General features: G+C 49.8%; 11 protein-coding genes. 10 read left to right on the top strand and 1 reads right to left on the bottom strand.

Annotated elements, in window-relative coordinates; translation table 11 throughout:
• Nucleotides 1-120 precede the first annotated feature (120 nt).
• The 6 genes from AC0THY_RS02790 (at nt 121) to AC0THY_RS02765 (ending at nt 13,558) form a co-directional block, all read left to right on the top strand.
• Nucleotides 121-1,608 (top strand): sugar ABC transporter ATP-binding protein, encoded by a 1,488-nt coding sequence (locus AC0THY_RS02790; RefSeq protein WP_489992950.1) that lies wholly within the window; start codon nt 121-123, stop codon nt 1,606-1,608.
• Nucleotides 1,609-2,586 carry an ABC transporter permease gene (locus AC0THY_RS02785; protein WP_489992949.1) on the top strand — a complete coding sequence of 326 codons (978 nt, stop codon included), beginning with the start codon at nt 1,609-1,611 and terminating at the stop codon, nt 2,584-2,586.
• A 57-nt stretch (nt 2,587-2,643) separates the two neighbouring features.
• On the top strand, nt 2,644-3,669 hold the full coding sequence (locus AC0THY_RS02780; RefSeq protein ID WP_489992948.1) for a sugar ABC transporter substrate-binding protein: 1,026 nt from the start codon (nt 2,644-2,646) through the stop codon (nt 3,667-3,669).
• 35 nt (nt 3,670-3,704) lie between these two features.
• The gene (locus AC0THY_RS02775) at nt 3,705-4,766 is read left to right on the top strand and encodes a zinc-binding dehydrogenase (protein ID WP_489992947.1); all 1,062 of its coding nucleotides are present in this window, start codon (nt 3,705-3,707) and stop codon (nt 4,764-4,766) included.
• 68 nt (nt 4,767-4,834) lie between these two features.
• Nucleotides 4,835-5,857, top strand: coding sequence for an aldose 1-epimerase family protein (locus tag AC0THY_RS02770; protein ID WP_489992946.1), 1,023 nt, complete (start codon nt 4,835-4,837; stop codon nt 5,855-5,857).
• Nucleotides 5,858-6,529: 672 nt separating this feature from the next.
• Nucleotides 6,530-13,558 (top strand): glycosyl hydrolase family 95 catalytic domain-containing protein, encoded by a 7,029-nt coding sequence (locus AC0THY_RS02765; protein ID WP_489992945.1) that lies wholly within the window; start codon nt 6,530-6,532, stop codon nt 13,556-13,558.
• Between the two features lie 298 nt (nt 13,559-13,856).
• Here the strand turns inward: AC0THY_RS02765 and AC0THY_RS02760 are convergent, their stop codons facing one another.
• Nucleotides 13,857-15,212: a sodium-dependent transporter gene (locus AC0THY_RS02760; RefSeq protein ID WP_489992944.1), complete on the bottom strand. Its 1,356-nt coding sequence runs from the start codon at nt 15,210-15,212 to the stop codon at nt 13,857-13,859.
• Nucleotides 15,213-15,813: 601 nt separating this feature from the next.
• Between AC0THY_RS02760 and AC0THY_RS02755 the strand changes: the two genes are divergently transcribed.
• The 4 genes from AC0THY_RS02755 to AC0THY_RS02740 all read left to right on the top strand — a co-directional run bounded on the left by AC0THY_RS02755 (nt 15,814) and on the right by AC0THY_RS02740 (nt 20,131).
• Nucleotides 15,814-16,656, top strand: a complete 843-nt coding sequence (locus AC0THY_RS02755; protein ID WP_489992943.1) for an aldo/keto reductase — start codon at nt 15,814-15,816, stop codon at nt 16,654-16,656.
• Nucleotides 16,657-16,900: 244 nt separating this feature from the next.
• Complete coding sequence (locus tag AC0THY_RS02750) at nt 16,901-18,277, top strand: monomethylamine:corrinoid methyltransferase (RefSeq protein WP_489992942.1); 1,377 nt, start codon at nt 16,901-16,903, stop codon at nt 18,275-18,277.
• Between the two features lie 19 nt (nt 18,278-18,296).
• Complete coding sequence (locus AC0THY_RS02745) at nt 18,297-19,850, top strand: xanthine/uracil/vitamin C permease (RefSeq protein ID WP_489992941.1); 1,554 nt, start codon at nt 18,297-18,299, stop codon at nt 19,848-19,850.
• Between the two features lie 14 nt (nt 19,851-19,864).
• Entirely contained in the window at nt 19,865-20,131 is a 267-nt protein-coding gene (locus tag AC0THY_RS02740) for a hypothetical protein (protein WP_489992940.1), read from the top strand.
• Nucleotides 20,132-20,168 lie beyond the last annotated feature (37 nt).

The raw sequence follows: 20,168 nt of genomic DNA, 5'->3' as shown, positions 1-20,168 counted from the left end.
AGGCGTGTAGGTGAATTAGTTAAAAATGTATACTTTATGTCAAAAAAGGTGCATTTTTATTGTGATCTTGTCGGTGTAAAATATTATCAACAGCAAACGAGAAAGGAAGGAGTTGGAAAAATGATCGGCGACACCATATTAAAACTGAATCACATTTCCAAGCTGTATCCTGGTGTAGTGGCTTTGGATAACATGAATATGGAGTTTCGGGAGGGCGAGGTTCACGCCATAGTGGGAGAGAACGGCGCGGGAAAATCCACCATGATTAAGACGATCTCCGGGGCCATTGAACCGAGTCAGGGTACCATTGAGATATGCGGTGAGACATTTGAGAAGCTGACACCCAAGCTCTCCAGACAGAAGGGGGTGGCGGTTATCTACCAGGAATTTACACTTGTCCCCGTACTGTCCGCAGCGGAAAATATTTTTATGGGAGAGTATATGCTAAAGGGAATGGTTCTGGACCGGAAGTCCATGGAGGCAAAGGCGAGCGAGCTTTTTGAACGGCTGCATGTAAAGATTGACCCAAAGGCAAAGGTAGCGGATCTGACGACAGGCTTTCAGCAGATTGTGGAGATTGCAAAGGCCATCTCTAAGGATGCCAAGATCCTGATCATGGATGAGCCGTCCGCGCCGCTGACCATTGCAGAGGTAGAAGCCATGTATGAGATCGTAGACAGGCTCAAGGCCGAGGGGGTAACCATCCTCTACATTTCACACCGCATGGAAGAAATCTTCCGGCTGTCCGACAGAGTGACCGTGATCCGGGACGGCAAGTATATCACCACAGTGAATACCGAGGAGACCAGCAAACAGGAGCTGATCAAGCTGATGGTGGGCAGGGAGCTGAATGAATCCTATCCTGTCAGGGAGAAGCCGCCCACAGAGACCCTCATGAAGCTGAATAGGGTCTGCGGAAACGGGGTAAAGGATATCAGCTTTGACATCAAGAGGGGGGAGATCCTGGGATTGGGAGGCCTGGTGGGCGCGGGGCGCACAGAACTGGCACAGCTCCTTTTCGGAAGCGAAAAGATCACATCCGGAGAGATCGTTTATAAAGGGAAACCACTTCATGCAAAGAACTGCAGGCAGGCCATAGAGGCCGGGATCGCCATGATTCCTGAGGACCGGAAGCGCCACGGAGTTGTGCTGGATATGAGTATCCGGGAAAATACCACCATGCCCTGTCTGAGGCGCATCTCAAACCACAGCGTGATCAAGCCAAAGCGGGAAGTGGAAGTGACAGAGAAGTATGAGAAGAGCCTGCGGATCAAGACTCCTACCATGGAACAGCTGGTGAAAAACTTAAGCGGCGGCAATCAGCAGAAGGTGGTACTGGCCAAATGGCTGGCCATGGACCCGGAGGTGATCATCTTTGATGAACCCACCAGAGGTATTGATGTGGGGGCAAAACAGGAAATATATGATATAATGAACGATCTGGCAAATCAGGGCAAGGCCATAGTCATGATCTCGTCGGATATGGAGGAACTGATCGGGATGTCCGACCGGGTTGTGGTTCTATGTAAAGGCAGGATGGCCGGAAGCCTTAGCAGGGAAGAAATCTCGCAGGAATCAATTTTAATGAAAGCGGCAGGTGCAGAATAGATGAAGAGAATCGTAAAAAGTAAAGAATTTGCAGTTTTTATTGTCTTACTGGCATTGATGGTGTTTTTTAGCATCGCGTCACCACAGTTTATGCAGGCAAAGAACTTTTTTAACATCGCAAAACAGATCGCAACCGTGGGAATCTGTTCCGTGGGCTTTAGCTTTGTGCTGATCACCGGAGGAATCGATCTCTCCGTGGGATATCAGATATCCCTGGACATTGTAGTGACCGCAGTTCTGATGAACACCTTTGGACTGAACTGGGGACTGGCATGTATTATCGGAATGCTGCTGGGAACCGCCATTGGACTGATCAACGGAATCATCATCACAGAGACCCATGTGGCGCCCCTAATTGTAACGCTCTCTATGATGACTATCTTAAAAGGTATCAGCTACCTGATCACAGGGGGGCTGGCGATCTTCAAATTCAATGATACCTTTGTAAAGCTGGGCCAGGGAACCATAGCGGGAATCGTACCCATATCCCTTATATTCCTGGTAATCATCATTGCGGTGGGTGTGTTTATCCTCAACAAAACCGTTTATGGGCGTTACTTCTATGCAATTGGAAACAATGTGGAGGCGGCAAAGCTCTCTGGAGTCAATGTCAAGAGAATTCAGCTGATGGCTTACAGTCTCTGCGGATTTTTCACCTCCATTGGCGCAATTCTGATGCTGGCCCGGTTAAACTCCGCCCAGTCCTCAACAGGAGACGGCTATGAGTTCAACTGTCTGACCGCCTGCGTGGTGGGAGGTGTCAGTACCAACGGAGGTAAGGGAACCGTACTGGGAGCAATCATTGGATGTATGATCGTGGGCGTTCTGGAAAACGGCCTGGCTATCATGAATATCAATGAGTACATACAGGAGGTCATTAAGGGCCTGGTTCTGCTGGCAGCCGTTATCTACGACACCATGTCTCTGATGAAAAACGAGAAAGTGAAAAAGATGAAAGCAATCAATGCGGAGAACTAAGATTATAAATGCTTATAAAATCATAAATGAACAGTGAAAAAGAAAGGAAGAAGGATTATGAAAAAGAGAACAATCGGTATCATTTTAAGCGCGGCATTGGCAATCGGACTGATGACGGGATGCGGAAGCAGTACCACAGGCGGAAGTGCGGACACGAAAGGAGACACAGCGGCAGCCTCCGGTGACAAGGCAGCGTCCTCAGACTCCTACACAGTGGGAATGACCTTAAACCTTGGAAACCTGACCTGGGCGGAGCTTGCGGAGGCATCCAAGGCACACGGGGAGGAACTGGGCATGACAGTAACGGTGCAGAACTCCAATGATGACGCCACCACCCAGGTGTCACAGATAGAGAACTTTATTCAGTCCGGCGTGGACGCTATCATCGTCGCCGCTGTGGAGTCCAACTCTGTGGAGGATGTGTGCAAGGAGGCCCAGGAGGCGGGCATCAAGGTCATTGCCTACACCCAGGTGATCCAGAACTCGGACGCGCAGTACCTGGTGGACGCTTACAATACAGGATACGCCTGCGGCCAGAGAGCGGCGGAGTGGATCAAAGAGGTCTACGGAGATGAAGAAGTAGAGTGGGCCTTAGAGGATCTTCCCAAGTACCCGGAAATCATCGACCGTGCAAACGGAATCAAGGAGGCCATCGAGGAGCTGGCACCCAATGCCAAGCTGGTGGCAACCCAGCCCGCGGAGGTGATGGAGGACGGTCAGAAGAATGCGGAGAACTTTATGCAGTCCAACCCCAACATCAAGGTGATCTGTTCCATCGGCTCCGGTGGCGGTGCAGGCGCAAATGAGGGCATAAAGTCCTATATCACAGAGGATGAATACGAAAAGTTTGGTATCTTCGGCATCGACGCCACAGAGCAGGAGATCATGAACATTATCAACGGAGATCCCCAGAAATCTTCCGTAAGCCTGGGCGGAGGTTCCGTACACGGCCAGATGCTGATCGACATTGCGGATAATTTCTGGAAGGGCGTTGAGCAGGAGAAGGACCAGTATATGCCTATCACAGTGATTGATTCCTCCAATGCACAGGAATACTTTGACGAGCACTTTGCAAACAAATAAATAGAAAATCAGAATTGAAAAGGAGATTGAACATTATGGCAGAAATGATGAAAGCGGTTGTATCCTACGCACCCTATGACAACAGATATGAGGACTATCCAAAGCCCGCGGCAGGTGCTGGGGAGATTGTTCTGAAGGTAAAGGGCTGTGGTATCTGCGCAGGGGATGTGAAGGCATATCATGGAGGTATCCGTATCTGGGGTACCTCCCCGGAAAACAGATACATAGAGGCTCCCTGCATCGGTGGTCATGAGTTCTACGGGGAAGTGGTGGAGCTGGGAGAAGGAGTGGAAGGTTACGAGGTCGGAGACGTGCTGGTTTCCGAGCAGGTTATCCCATGCGGGGAGTGTGAGTTCTGCAAAAAGGGAATCTACTGGATGTGCACCAGGTCAGCCGTATTTGGATTCAAGCAGTACGCCAACGGCGGTTTTGCAGAGTATGTGAGGCTGGATAAGAACTGCATCAACCACAAGGTTCCCCGGGGATTTACACCGGAGCAGGCAGTCCTCATTGAGCCAATCGCCTGTGGTATGCATGCAGTGGAGAGGGCACAGATCCAGCACAGCGATGTGGTTGTCATAGCGGGTCTGGGAGCCATCGGTACCTCCATGGTGAACATCGCTTCCCTGGCGCTTCCCAAGATGGTGATTGGAATTGATGTAAAAGACAACCGCCTGGAAATGGGAAAAAAGTACGGCGCGGATGTGGTGCTCAACCCCACCAAATGTAATGTGGCGGAGGAAATTCATAAACTTACAGGCGGACTGGGATGCGATGTGTACATTGAGGCTTCAGGAAGCCCCAGAAGCGTAACCCAGGGCATGGACTCCCTGAAAAACCTGGGCAGATATGTTCAGATGGGCGTGTTCGCCGAGGAGGTAAAGGCAGACTGGAACACGATCGGAGACGGCAAGGAGCTGACCATCATAGGTTCGCACTTATCCGCCCTAACCTATGATTCCGTAATCAAAGGCATTGCGGACGGAGAGATCAAGACAGAGGGACTGATCTCCCACAAATTCAAACTGGCAGACTGGGAAGAGGCGTTTCAGACAACAGAGGCAGATGACGCAATGAAGATTATGCTGGAGCCGTAAGAGAAACGGACCGCACAGCAGCGAATTAACCCCTGGTGAATTGAGCGAAACAGGGACAGGAGGTTTGTATGGAAACAGAGCGTTATGCGTATATAGGGGATCTCTCCCAATTGCTGCGTGTGGAGAACTACCGCATGGAGGGAGGAAGGAAGGATGGCGTGCGCGCCACGCAGGTGTCCAATGAGAAAGGGCTGAGTTTCACGGTGATCGCGGACAGGTGTATGGATATTGCCTATCTCTCCTACAAAGGGCTGAATATCAGCTATATCAATCCAAACGGGGTATCCGCGCCCCAGTACTATGACCGGACGGGCACAAAATGGCTGGAGAACTTTACAGGAGGATTTATCACCACCTGCGGGTTAAATAACATAGGCAATCCCTGTGTGGACGGGGAAGAGCTGGGACTGCACGGAAGAATTGGGAATACCCCCGCAGATGAGTACAGTGTACGCGTTCTGCGTCTGGAGGAGGGCAATGAGGTACAGATTTCCGGAATTATGAAGGAGAGCTTTCTTTTCGGAGAGAAGCTGCAGCTGAGAAGAACCATCACCACATACCAGGAGAAGAACAGGATAGTGCTGGAGGATGAAGTCATAAACACCGGATTTGAGGAGCAGGAGTATATGCAGCTCTACCACTGCAATATCGGTTACCCCTTCCTTTCACCAGCTTGTGAGCTGCTGATACCAACAGAGAAGGTGAGAGGCGCCAATCCCTACTCTCAGGAAAATCTGGAGAAGTGGCGACAGGTGGAGCCCCCTTCCAAGGTTGGAGAGATGTGTTTTTTCCACCAGCTGAAGCGGCAGGGGGACACCTCCTGTGTGGGAATGTTCAACCGGGAACACCAGATAGGATTTACCATCCGCTTTGAGCACAGGGATCTGGATAAATTTATTCAGTGGAGATATCTGAACAGAGGTGAGTATGTAGTGGGACTGGAACCCGCAACCAACTACATCGGAGGAAAGGCGGCGGAGAGGCAGCAGGAAAAGCTGAAGACAGTGCCTCCCATGTCATCTGTAAAGCATAAAATCCAAATTGACTTCTACGAGGAGCTGGAGGAAGTCAGGGAGGCAATGAGTATATAGGCAGATGGGCTTTCAAACAGACGAATAAGCGTTTGTTTGAAGGCCTGTTTTAATGCTGCTGCATGAAGATGCATGTGGAAGATCTGGAGAAAGCAAGGAGTCCGCTCTGAGGGCAACGTTGCACAAAAAAATATTTAATTTGTACAAACGTGTATTTGACTTTTGGATATATTGTAAAAGATTGACAAATATGGGATAATAACTAAATCTTAAGTTAGGAATACAGCACAATTCTACCTGACATAAAATCGCCCGACTAGATTCTTATAATTTTCTATTTATTGTATAAACATGCACAATTAACAACATATGCATGTTTATTTATAATATTCAGAATTATTTCGTTAATTACAAAAAAGTAAAATATTTACCCATTTAAGTAGAATATTCACTGTTATAAAAATAAAATGCAGGTACAATAGAATTAGTAACCAACAACAGACGCGGTGACAGTATATACGATGCCGGCGGAGGAAAAAGGAGGTGGCTCTGTGTTTGGGGCCGGAATCGGATGTTTAGAGAAAATCTGTTTGTGTATGTGAAGAGAACGTAAAGATAACACCCACCCGGGCACTGCGTAAAATTTGCCCGGATGGCTTGTGTGCAGCTGAATCTGTGCACAAATGTATGAGCCGCGCATACGGTTGCAACAGCAGTTGGAAAGGAGATTTTATGAAGAAGAGATTGGTTAATGCAGGTAAAAAGACAGCAGCGGTCATTTTGTCCGCAGCTATGGCAGTGTCCATGGTACCGGCTCACCTGAGTTTTGCGTCAGAGACGTCTGACAGCAATGTGTCAGCGAAGGAGAGTACCCTGGAGCTTTGGTATGATGATGCGGCCGCAGACAGCTACGATGGTTGGATGAAGTCGTCCCTGCCCCTGGGGAACAGCGCTATAGGAGCTACAGTGTTTGGTGGGGTAGACCGCGAGAGAATCCAGTTGACGGAGAAGTCTCTGTGGTCCGGCGGCCCCAGCGATTCCAGACCTGATTATAATGGCGGAAATTTAGAGAATTACGGGCAAAACGGAGCTATTATGAAACAGATTCAGGAGGCCTTCGCAAATGGGGAGACGGCGAAAGCTCAGAGCTTATGTAATTATCTGACAGGCCAGAGCGATGATAATGGCACAGAGGGATACGGATACTTTTTAAGCTATGGTAATATGTATCTGGATTTCAGCGGGGTTGACAGCACAAAGGCTGAAAACTATGTGCGTAAACTGGATCTGAACACTGCGGTATCCACTGTAGAGTATGATATTGACGGGGTACATTATACAAGAGAGTATTTTGTCAGCTACCCGGCAAATGTGCTGGTGACCAAGGTTTCTGCTGACAAAAAAGGCGCTCTTGACGTGGATGTAAGCGTGCTGCCGGACAACGAGATGGGAAATGCGGTCAGTTCCGGCGGTGGAAAGCCCACCAACAGTGCTTACCAGAGAACCTGGGAAACAGAAGTGAAGGATGGAAGGATCACAATAGCAGGACAGTTGACTGATAACCAGATGAAGTTCAACTCCCAGACCCAGGTGCTCAATGAGGGAGGAACCAGGGCAGACAATGATGCAGATGGCAAGGTCAGTGTTGCGGATGCTGACTCCATTACCATTATTACCTCCATCGGAACGGATTACAAAAACGATTATCCCAAGTACAGAACAGGGGAGAGTGACGCCCAAGTATCCGAGAAGGTGGCAAAATATGTGGATGCTGCTGTCAAGGAATCCTACGACGCTTTAAAGCAGGAACATATCGATGACTATTACGAGATCTTTGGCAGAGTAGATCTGGACCTGGGACAGGAGATTCCCCAGAAGGATACACAGGACCTTCTCAAAGCTTACAATGAGGGGAAAGCTACTGAGGCGGAGAGAAGATATCTGGAGGTGCTTTTATTTCAGTATGGGCGATTCCTGACCGTTGAATCATCCAGAGACAATGGTGGGGACGAGGACAGAACGACGCTGCCCTCCAACCTGCAGGGAATTTGGGTGGGGGCGAATAACTCTCCCTGGCACTCAGACTATCATATGAATGTGAACCTGCAGATGAATTACTGGCCTACCTACAGCACTAATATGGCGGAGTGTGCAGAGCCGCTGATCGACTACGTAGATTCCCTGAGGGAACCGGGACGTGTGACTGCAAAGGTCTATGCAGGTATTGAGAGCACAGATGAAAATCCGGAGAACGGCTTTATGGCCCACACCCAGAATACGCCGTTTGGATGGACAAGCCCGGGCTGGGTGTTCACGTGGGGATGGTCCCCGGCTGCAGTGCCATGGATTCTCCAGAACTGCTGGGATTACTATGACTTCACAGGCGATGTGGATTATTTGAAAGAAAATATCTATCCCATGATGAAGGAGGAGGCAACCCTCTATTCACAGATGCTGGTGGAGGATGAAGACGGAAAACTGATCTCCTCACCTGCTTATTCTCCGGAGACAGGGCCTATCACAAACGGAAATACCTATGAGCAGTCTCTGATATGGCAGTTGTTTACAGATACCATCACAGCCGGGGAACTGGTTGGGGAGGATGAGGCGATCCTGAAAGAATGGCAGGATATCCTGGATAACCTCAAGTACCCCATTGAGATTGGCAAGGACGGGCAGATCAAAGAGTGGTATATTGAAGAGGAATTCAATAAGGATGCGGACGGCAACAAGCTTGGAGAGGGATTCACACACAGACATATGTCACACCTTCTGGGATTATTCCCGGGTGACCTGGTTTCTGTGGAGAACCAAGAGCTGATGGACGCAGCCATCGTCTCACTGAATAAGCGTCAGGACCACAGCACCGGCTGGGGAATGGGACAGCGAATCAATACCTGGGCCAGAACAGGTGACGGAAACCGTGCGTACGCACTGATCACAGATTTGTTTAACGGCGGTATCTACAACAATCTCTGGGATTCACATGCACCTTTCCAGATTGACGGAAACTTCGGTATGACTTCAGGTGTGGCGGAGATGCTGCTGCAGAGCAATGTTGGCTACATCAACCTGCTCCCAGCCCTTCCGGACGTGTGGTCAGAGGGTCAGGTAGAGGGACTGGTGGCAAGAGGTAACTTTGAGGTGGATATGGCATGGTCCAATGGCAGTCTGGACAATGCAGTTCTGAAATCAAACAACGGCGGAGAGGCAGTTGTACAGTGCGACAATGCAGCTTATGCAACCGTAACAACAGACAATGGAGAATATGTAAGCTTTGATGTGCTTTCCAACGACAGGATCTCCTTTGAGACAACAAAAGGTAAAACATATTATCTGGGCTCATTGCCAAAGACTCAGACGATTTCTGCGCCAAACGGTTTAGCGGCTGAAAGGCTGACGGATGACAAGGTAGAATTGAGCTGGAATCCTGTAGAAGAAGAGAATGTTACCTATACAATCTATCGTCAGGCGGACAATGGAAGCCTGCAGATGATCAAAGAAGGGGTCACAGAGACACATTTTACGGATACTTCTGCATACGATTTCCTGGGGGCCATGAAGTACCAGATCAAAGCGGTAGCAGGCGAAATGGAGTCGAAGCTTTGCGATCAGGTGGAAGTAAACGATCTTAGAAATATGGCAGGAATGATAGATGACCGGGATTCGAGGCTGATTTACAGCAGTGGATGGTCAACCTACGCGGAGCCGGGACTGTATAATGAGACGAGCCACTTTATCGAGAATCCGGTTGGAAATGAGACCGTAACGTTTAGATTTAACGGAACAGGTCTGAAAGTCTACGCCACACAGAATGCAGACAGAGGAATTGCGGAGGTGTGGATTGACGGAGTAAACAAAGGTGATGCAGACAGTTATGCTGCGGGGAAGAAAAACTTCGCTGAAATATATTCTATAACGGATCTGGGTAAGGGCATACACACAGTAGAATTAAAGGTGGCAAACCGCCGCAGTAATGATGCACACACAAAAACAAAGTTTGAGTTTGATGCGTTTGAGGTACTGGACGATGAGGCTACCTCTGTGGAGAGTGTGACTGTGACCAGCAAAACCGGAATGACGGTGCTCTCAGCAGCAAACAGTACCCTTCAGATGCAGGCGGATGTTGTCACCACTGGGACCAATAAAAAGGTCAGCTGGAAAGTGACGGATGTCAATGGTGTGAACACGGATCTGGCATCTATCGATGACAATGGAGTGCTGACTGTAGGAGATACGAACGGCACAGTAAGGGTGACGGCTGTTGCAAAAGAGGACGGCAGGACCAGCGGGTATGTGGACATTACCATTGCCATTGCGGGTACGGAAACAGAGTCGAATGGGACCTTGGTGGAGTTTACAAGGGATGGCGGCCTCAATACAACAGATATGACATTCAGCAGCGATTGGTATATGTGGCCTGAAGATGGATACCTGAATGGAGATAAAGCTGAGAGCAGCACAGAGGGCGGAACCGTAACGTATACATTTGTGGGAACCCAGTTTGAAATATACGGGGGTCTGAATTCAACCTTTGGAGACTTTACGGTTACCATTGATGATGGAACGCCGATCGAAGCTACATCATGGGGAGAGGAGGACATAAAAAACACTCTTCTGTATAGAAGCTCTGTGTTGGAGAATAAAGAGCACACCATTGTGATCACGGCCAAAAAGCGAGAGGCCAATAATAAAGCGAAAGTGGCATTGGACTACATGATGGTCTATGGAGCGGAGCTGGTTGAGTTTGCGGTAAACAATACAGCAAACAAAGAAATGGGGTGGACTGGAAACTGGAGTCCATATAACGCAGACGGACCTGGAGACAATGAAAAGAATCACCACAATGGAGACAAAATTGACGGTACGAAAGCCGGATCAACGGTATCCTACAGTTTTACAGGAACAAAATTTGAGATTTATGGAGCTAAGAATAAGAACTTTGGTGAGTTCACAGTTACGATTGACGGAAATACCAGCGACAAAATTTCAACAATGGTGGACGGTGATTACAAAGACGTGCTGCTCTATGCCAGCGATGAACTGTCAAACGGAAGACATTCCATGGTGATTACAACCTTAAGCGATAAAACGGTTGCCCTTGACTACATGCTCATCTACAAGGCGCCGGGCGAGCAGGTTGAAATTCCGGATAAGAGTGCTCTTCAGGAGGCCATTGCGCAGCAGTATAAGGAAAACTATTTCAAACCTTCTGACGCGTACACGGCAGGCTGGGATGCTTACCAACAGGCATATGTGAGTGCCGTGGAAATAATGAACAAAGCAGACGCTGCAGAGGCGGAGATCACAGGTGCTATCCAGGCGCTGAACACCGCGGCGGGAAATCTTATGCTTAGGGATGATTTGCCAACTCCGGATCTTCAGAACAAAGAAGTGTCTGCGGGCACCGTGGAGAGAGATTTTATTGTCCTTTCCTGGGATGTACCGGAGGATGCGGATAGTATTCTTTATTATGAAGTATATGAAGGGGACGGCACAGAGCCTGTACAGGTGACAGCGAACAATTACTGTGTTTTGAATGGACTTGAGGAAAATCACGCTTATAACTATACGGTTAAGGCAGTGAATAAATACGGTATGATAAGTGATTACCCGGCTATTCAGGTAAAGACAAAGGAAGCGCCGGATACGACGCCGCCTACTCCTTTAGAAGGATTGAAGAGGTCAGGTAATACCCTTAGCTGGAATGCATCCACGGATGAGAGCGGCAGCGTACATTATGAGATCTGGGAAAATGGGGCAATGCTGGAGAGGGTACAGGATACATCTTACGACATTACAAGCCTGCCGGAGGGCTCCCATACTCTGTCTGTGGCAGCAGTAGATGGTTCTGGCAACAGGTCACAGCCGGCATCCATTACCTTCCTGAAACTGAACGGCAAGAAGGATATTGCAAGTATATTTGAACCGACAGCCCTTACGGTAGAAAAGGGAACCGAATTTTCAGCCCTTGAGTTGCCGAAAACGGTACAGGCAGCCCTGGGAACTGCTGACAGCGGTATTGTCCTGTCCCTGGGTGTTACATGGGATGGCACAGGCTATCAGAAGGATCAGGCGGGAACTTACACATTGAGCGGAACGCTCACTCTGCCTGAGGATACCAATATTGTTAATACAGGCAATAAAAAGGCGGCAATCAAGGTTACAGTAGCGGGAGAAGCAGAAAAGAATGCAATTGTTGCAGTACAGGCCGTGGCCCCCATTACAGTAAAATATGGCACTGCCTTTGAGAAACTGAGTCTGCCGGACCAGGTGGAAGTTACCCTGGAATCAGGAAATACACAGCAAGTGAATGTTCAGTGGGCAAAAGGAAATTATGATGCTTCAAAGACTGGAACCTACACCCTGAGCGGCACCTTAAAAACCACTGGTAATATCACAAACCCGGATAATAAAACAGCTTCTGTCACAGTTAAGGTAGAGGAGTACAAAATTACCGAAGTAGCGGCCAGTGATAAGCTTACCGTAGAAGAAGGAACATCCTTCGAAGATCTGGTACTTCCGCAGACAGCTAAGGTAACTCTGGATACAGGAGACACCAGGGATTTGGCTGTAGAGTGGGTAAAAGGAAATTATGACGGCAGCAAGGCGGGAGAATACACTCTGAACGGAACGGTTCAAGTAGAAAGTGGAATTTCCAATCCCAATAATAAAACAGCAGCCATTGTTGTAAAAGTGACTGAGAAGCCGGTTACAGTGCGTAAAGTTGTCAGCGTAGCCGAAATGGATGCCGTCAGCGCAGCGTACGGAACCACATTTGAGCAGCTCACTCTGCCTAAGACTGTTAAGGTAACGCTTGATGATGGCAGCAGTATGGATGTGAATGTAGAGTGGACAAATGCAGGATACGATGGAACCAAGGAGGGAGAATACACCCTGACCGGAAAGCTGAAGGTGCCAAACAATATTGATTCAAATGGCAAGACAGCAACCATTGTTGTCAAAGTAAGTCAGAAGGAGGTAAAAGCTCCGGAAATCACAGCTGTTGCATCCTTAGGCACAATCAGTGTAAAGAAAGGAACTGCCTTTGAGCAGCTTGCCCTGCCGAAAACGGTGAAAGCTACCCTGGACACAGGAAGTACCGTTGATCTGTCCGTGCAGTGGGCAAAGGGCAGCTACAATGCAAACGCTGCGGGCAGCTATACCCTTACCGGAACCCTGGTACTGGCGAACGGAATCACAAACCCAGGCGGCAAGACAGCGTCCGTTATTGTCAAGGTGACGGATGACACACAGACGATCCAAAAGGGCAAAACCTACACCAGCGGAAACTACCGCTACAAGGTGACCAGCACAGAGAAACGTACCGTAACGGTAATGGGACCAAAGAGCAGGAACCTGAAGGTAATCAAGGTGTACAGCACAGTGAAGCTGGGAGGAAAGCCCTACAAGGTTACGGCAGTGGCTGCCTTAGCATTCAAGAACTGCAAGAAGGCCACCAGCATTTCCATTGGAGCAAATGTAAAGGATATTGGAAAAAATGCGTTCTACAATTGCTCTAAGGTGAAAAAGGCTGCAATCAGCAGTAAGGTGCTTACAAAGATTGGAAGCAAGGCATTTTACAAGTGCAGGAAGCTTGGCAGCATCACAATCAAGAGCACGAAGCTGAAGAGCGTTGGCAAGCAGGCGTTCACCGGAACGGCTAAGAAGTTAGTTGTAAAAGTACCGGCTAAAAAGAGAGTGGCTTATCGTAAGCTCCTGAAAAATAAGGGCCTGAGTAAATACGCAAAGATCAAATAATACGGAAATTTAAGAGAGCTGTTGCAACAGCAGATGAATCATCTACTGGAGCAGCAGCTCCTCTTTTTTGATCATAGGAAAGTCCTCTGAACTTTCCTATGATACAAAAAAACGCTCCGCTGGGATCGCACAGCGGCGGAGCGGAAGATAGCTGCCGGGGCAGCCCCGCCGCAGGCGGAGAATCCCGCGAGTGGGATTCTTTTTCACATGAAACGGAAAAGGGGGTGCCGCGAATTCATCAAAATGGATGATTGAGCGGCATCCCCCTTCGTCCCAAACGAGAACGGACGGTCAATTCTCAGATTACGATAATGCCCAGCGCATTCAGTATAGAAGAAATCAGAATCACAATGATACAAATAGGCGCTATATATTTAATCATGAGATTAAACAGCTTCTCTCTGTGAAATGCGGAGGAGTACTTTACCTCCTCGCTGATCACCTTGGGGCCAATCACAAACCCCACAAATAGGCAGGTGAGAAGGGCGACCACAGGCATGAGCAGGCTGTTGCTGACAAAGTCAAAGAAGTCCAGAAAGCTCATTCCCAGAGGCTGAACAGAGGACCAGGCTCCAAATCCCAGGGAGGATGGCAGGGCCACGGCCAGGCAGAACAGAGTCACGATCACACAGGAGAGCTTCCGCCCCCAGTGCAGCTTGTCCTGTACAATGGATACAATGGTCTCCATCAGGGATATGGAGGAGGTCAACGCCGCGAAGAGAACCAGGACGAAGAAGAGTCCTCCCAGCAGGCCGCCCATGGCCATGGAGTTGAACACCTTGGGGAGGGTGACAAACATCAGCCCGGGACCCGCGTTGATGGCAGCTCCGTCACCTCCGCTGAACACAAACACAGCGGGAACGATCATAAGTCCTGCGATGAGGGCGATGCCGGTGTCAAAAATCTCAATCTGGGATACAGACTTCTCCAGATCCACGTCCTTTTTCATATAGGAACCATAAGTGATCATGATTCCCATGGCCAAAGACATGGAGTAGAATAGCTGCCCCATAGCCCCCACCACAGTGGTCAGGGAAAAGCGGCTGAAGTCAGGAAGCAGGTAGTACTTGACTCCCTCCAGAGCACCGGGAAGCGTTACCGAGTAAACTGCGATTCCTACAGATAAGACCAGAAGGATGGGCATCAGGATTTTGCTCACCTTCTCAATTCCCTTTTCCACACCCAAAAATACCACCACCGCTGTGATCAGGATAAACACAGCCAGCCAGAGAATGGGCTGGCCTGTCTGGCCTATAAAATTCTCAAAATATCCGTCCTGGGCAGCAGCCGCAGTCTGGCCGCCCAAAAAGGCTGTAAAATATTTGATCACCCAGCCGCCGATGACACAGTAGTAGGGAAGGATGATGATGGGAACCAGAGATGCCAGGTAACCCACAAACGAATACTTTTTGTTAAGCTTTTGAAAAGCGCCGATGGCACTCAAGCCTGTTTTTCTTCCCAGGGCAATTTCTGCGGTCATCAGTGCAAAACCGAAGGTGACAGCCAGTACAATGTACACCAGAAGAAAGATGCCGCCTCCATACTTGGCAGCCAAATACGGGAAACGCCAGAGGTTTCCCAGCCCCACCGCGGAACCTGCCGCGGCCAATACAAATCCTATTTTTCCTGAAAAACTGCTTCTTGTCTTTTCCATTAGACCTCTTTGTCCTTTACATTATAATTTAGTATGTGTATTCACTGGAATTTTATTATATACAGGATTCGACTATTTGTAAAACAAATATTTGGAAAGATGTAGTATTTTTTGTAACAGTTTTGACAGGTACGGGACGTTAGAGGCTGAGGCGGACGCTTCCACCGGCGCAGGGCTATGCTTCGGGGACGCGTGCAGCATTCCGATTAACTGATCTGCTAACTACAACTAAGGGACTCAGGAGAACCTTGGTCCCCAATGCCATCAACTTTAGATATTACTCACTGACAACTAAATAATGCACAAATGACGAATGATATTTTTGTTGGTAACCGTTTGGCATAATTCGTTACGACGGACGCAGCAGAGGAGCGCGTCCGTCGTAAGGAGTTAGAGTTAACGGTTAGTTCTCCAGAGCGTTGCACGTGTTTGCGTGAGAGCTGCCAACGCCCGCGTGACGTCCGGGTGGTAACGCAAGTAACAGACCTGACCCGTCTAAACGGTTATTATTCTTTACGGATACTGCGCATGGAGCGAAACAACGCTTGACGGTGGAAAAGGGGAGGCATAAAATAGAAAAAAAGGGCAAGGAGGACGACCTATGGAAGATTTTAAACTGTTAAATGGTGTCACCATTCCGAAAATTGGATTCGGAACCTACAAATCCGTGGAAGGGGAGGATAAGGAGACAATTCTCAGGGCATTGCGCTGCGGCTACCGCCATTTGGATACAGCAGCTTTTTACGGAAATGAGGAGATCCTGGGCAAATCATTGAGGGAATCCGGAATTCCCAGGGACGAGCTGTTTATCACCAGCAAGATCTGGAGAGACGATCTGGGATACGACAGGGCCAGGAAGTCTTTTGAGGATTCCCTGCAGCGTCTGGGGACAGACTATCTGGATCTGTGCCTGATCCACTGGCCAAAGTCAGGCCCCGGGGACGAAGAGTGGCGCAAAAAGGACAGGGAGACCTGGAAGGCCCTGGAAGAACTGTATCTGGCGGGACGGGTGAGAGCCATCGGAGTCAGCAACTTTTTACCCCACCATCTGCTGAACCTGATGGAGTCTGCCTCTGTGGTGCCTATGGTGGATCAGCTGGAGTTCCATCCCGGGTATATACAGAAGGCAGCTGTTGATTTCTGCCAGAAACATGGAATCCTTGTGGAGGCCTGGAGCCCCATCGGAAGGGGAAGGGTTCTGGAGGAGCCGCTGCTCTTAGAGCTAGCCAGGTCCTATGGAAAGACGCCGGCTCAGATCTGCCTGCGTTTTGCCCTCCAGTGCAATGTCCTTCCTCTGCCCAAATCTTCTTCAGAGGAGCGGATGAGGGAGAACATGAAGGTCTTTGATTTTACGATCTCCCAGGAGGACATATACCGCATCATGACCCTGCCCCAGGTGGGTTGGTCCGGGGAGCATCCGGACCGTGAGCAGATCCGCATCTGAGACAGTCCCCAAAGGGAGAAAATTGCAAATTTTTGTCAAATTGCCACTTGATTATTCAGCGGTTTCATGTAAAATAAAACCAAAGGTTAGCGCAGGAAATGCGCAGACCGGTAGTATAGTTACCACCGTTACAAATAAAGCAACTAAATAAAAGGACGAAAAACCTATTTGAAATTTTGAAAAGTGCAGACTGTGTGCTCATGGGTTTTTCGTCCTTTTATTTTGAAGAGTAGGAGGAAGTGAAATGACAGCAAAAGAATACCTGGAATTGTGTAACCGCAGCAATACGGGGGAAAAGGTTACCAAGGAAGAGTGGGACATGGACTACATCATCGACGAAGTGCGGGATATCGTGGATGAATACGGGTTTGACTGGGACAAGCAGGTGATTGTGCCAGAGGAGGACAAGCTGCTGGACGATATGTTTGAGGCGGCGAAAAAATTGATCCTGAGACTTGGAGTCTACAATATGTCCACACAGAGAATCATCCGTTTCTCTGAGGAGGAGATCGAGGCCGGCATCCGCGGCATGAAGCGGGAGCTGGTGATGGGGGAGGGCAGGGATGCAGTTACCCTGAAGGCCAGAGGCATTGAGGACAGGCAGGAGCCTGTGATTTGGGCTGGCAACCCGGGGTGCCCAACGCCGGAGAGCATTTACTATGAGAATGTGTTAAGTTCTGCCAAGGAGCCGGTGGTGGATCTGCTCACCTGCGGTTCCCTTGTGGACGTGGACGGGTTTCCGGTGAAGAGCGGCGATCCCACAGAGGTGGTGGCTGTGCGCAGGGAATTGGAGTATCTGCACAGGGCATTGGAGCAGGTGGGGCGTCCTGGAATGGGACTGCTGGCTGCGGAGAGCGCTGTGACCGAGATCGGGGATCTTAGTGCAGCCAATGAGAAACGGCTGCGGCCCTGTGATTCCCACCTGGTTGCAATGTTTAATGAGCTGATCATTGACAACGGCAATCTGGTTCGGGCAGCCAATTCCCTGGACTATGGCATGAAAAATGCATCCCTGGCCTGCACCATGGTGGGCGGACTGGGAGGAGACGCTCCGGGAGCTACGCTGGTGATGATCGCCTCCATCCTGGCGGCCAATCTGATCTGTCTGGCGGACTATCATCTCTGCCACCCCATACATATCACGGATGTGGCGACCACAGCCAGGGGTTGCCTGTGGCTTCAGTCCGTGCTCTGCCAGTCCTTTGCAAAGAATGCACCGGCAATCATTGTATGTGACCTGTGGCCCTCAAGCGGCGCTTTGACGAAAGAGCTGCTCTATGAGGTGGCGGCCAACTCCATTGTGGTCACTGTTTCCGGCGGGCATCTGGAGGGCCTTGGCTCAGCCAATGGAAACGAGCCCAACGGAACCGGTCTGGAGGTCCGCCTCATGGGAGAGGTGGGCAAAGCTGTGGCTAGACAGGGCATGACCAGAGAGGAAGCCAATGGGATTGTACTGAAGCTGTTGGAGAAATATGAGCATGTATTCTCCATGCCGGACAAGAACAAAGGAAAGAGATTCGATGAGGCCTACGATATGGAAACCGTGGCGCCAATACCCCAGTGGCAGGCCATGTATGAGGAAGTAAAAGCGGAACTTGCGGAAATGGGAATCTGCTTTTAAGCTGAAGGAGGAGAAAAAAATGAGTACAGCCAAGCTTCGTCTGTTTAAAGCTGAGGACGTGGGAGGCGTGGTATACGCCTTTGTGGGAAATATTGTAAACTATATTATTATTATCTATGCGCTGCAGGGCATTGGATGGCCGGATGAGCTGATCTACGGCAGGGTGGTGCCGGGCCTTTCCATTGGTCTGATGCTGAGCGGCTTTGTGTACGCCTGGATGGGCAGGAACCTGGCAAAGAAGACAGGCAGGGCGGATGTGACTGCCCTCCCCTCAGGAGTGTCCACGCCAGCCATGTTTGTGTACCTGTACGGAGTAATTTACCCCCTCTCCTACACAGGCATGGCGCCTGAAGTATGCTGGAGTGCAGCGGTGGCTGCATGTTTCCTGGGCGGATTTATTGAAATGATAGGGGGATTTATCGGGCCCTTTATCCGCAAGATTATTCCCAGAGCAGCTATGCTGGGCACGGTTGCCGGAATCGGGCTGGTGTGGATGGCTACCACAGGACTTTTTGAGGTATACCATGATCCTGTGCTGGGAATGCCGGTGCTGATCATCGCCATTATAGGCCTGATCGGGGGATATGTGTTTAAAAAGAAAATCCCCATGCTCCTGGTATCCGTGGTGTTCGGAATCGTATACGCCATCTGCCTGGGCCGCGTGCAGGTGGACACTTCCACTATCGGAATTGTGGTGCCCCAGCTGGCCATTGATGCGGTGCTGTCCGGATTTAAGCTGATCGTACCCTATCTGGGAATCATCATTCCCATAGAGGTTTACAACTTTATCGAGACCATGGACAATGTGGAGGCAGCCATTGCGGCCGGGGATGAGTACAATGTGGGCCATGCCCAGATTGCAGACGGTGTCTGCACCATGATCTCCGCGCTCTTTGGAGGCATTATCCCCAATACCGTGTGGCTTGGACATCCGGGACTGAAAAAGAGTGGTACCGGGGTGGGCTACTCCTGGGTAACGGGTGTACTCTTTGCTGCATCCGCACTCTTTGGAGTATACGGCTTCTTCAATTCCCTGATGCCGGCGGTGATTGCGTCCATCACATTCCTGTGGTGTGCGATTTTGATGGTGGTGCAGGCCTTTACGGACACTCCCAGGAGGCATGGGGCAGCGGTGGCCATTGCCCTGATTCCCCATATCGCAGACGTTCTCTATACCTATGTGCGCGATGCACTGGGCGCTTTCGGTGTGTTTATTGAGGAGGGGCTTACCATGAACTCCACGGACCAGTTCTCCCAGACCATGCTGGACTATGGCGTGACCTGGCACGGTGTGCTGGCCATGCGCTCAGGGGCAATTCTGACCAGTATTATGTGGGCCACTGTGGTGGTGTTTATCATTGACCGGAGACTGGACAAGGCGGGATGGGCGTTGATTATTGCCTCCATATTGGCATTTTTCGGGTTTATGCACGCACCCAGCCTGGGCTTTGGAATCAACACCATGTCCTTCCCGTACGCGGTGGGATATTTGGTGAGCGCTATTATCTGCTTTATCATTCACAGGTTCCAGAAGAAGCTGATGGATGTGCCGCGCAGATATGACTATGTATAATAGGAGGGAAAATCATGGATGCTAAGTGTGTGAGAGTGCTGCGGCCCTATGAGGAAAAGAAAGAGAAGACCATTTATATAGACGAGGATGCCAGATACTCCCTGATGGCCCAGTGGGGAGATCATGTGACCGTCAAGGGCAGAAGAGACGTAAAAGACGTAGAGATCCAGCCCTTAAAACCCATGGATCAGGAGGGCTTTATTGCCCGCATGGGGAAGGAGCTGCTGGATGAGGTGTATGTAGAGTACGGCGAGGAGGTCATGCTTTTGCGCCAGGAGTAGGCGCGCATGGCACCGGCCGGTTTCAGAAAGGAAGGAA

This window comes from Ruminococcus sp. 8Y-12 (assembly GCF_058119865.1).
This window is presented reverse-complemented; position numbering and strand designations above follow the sequence as displayed.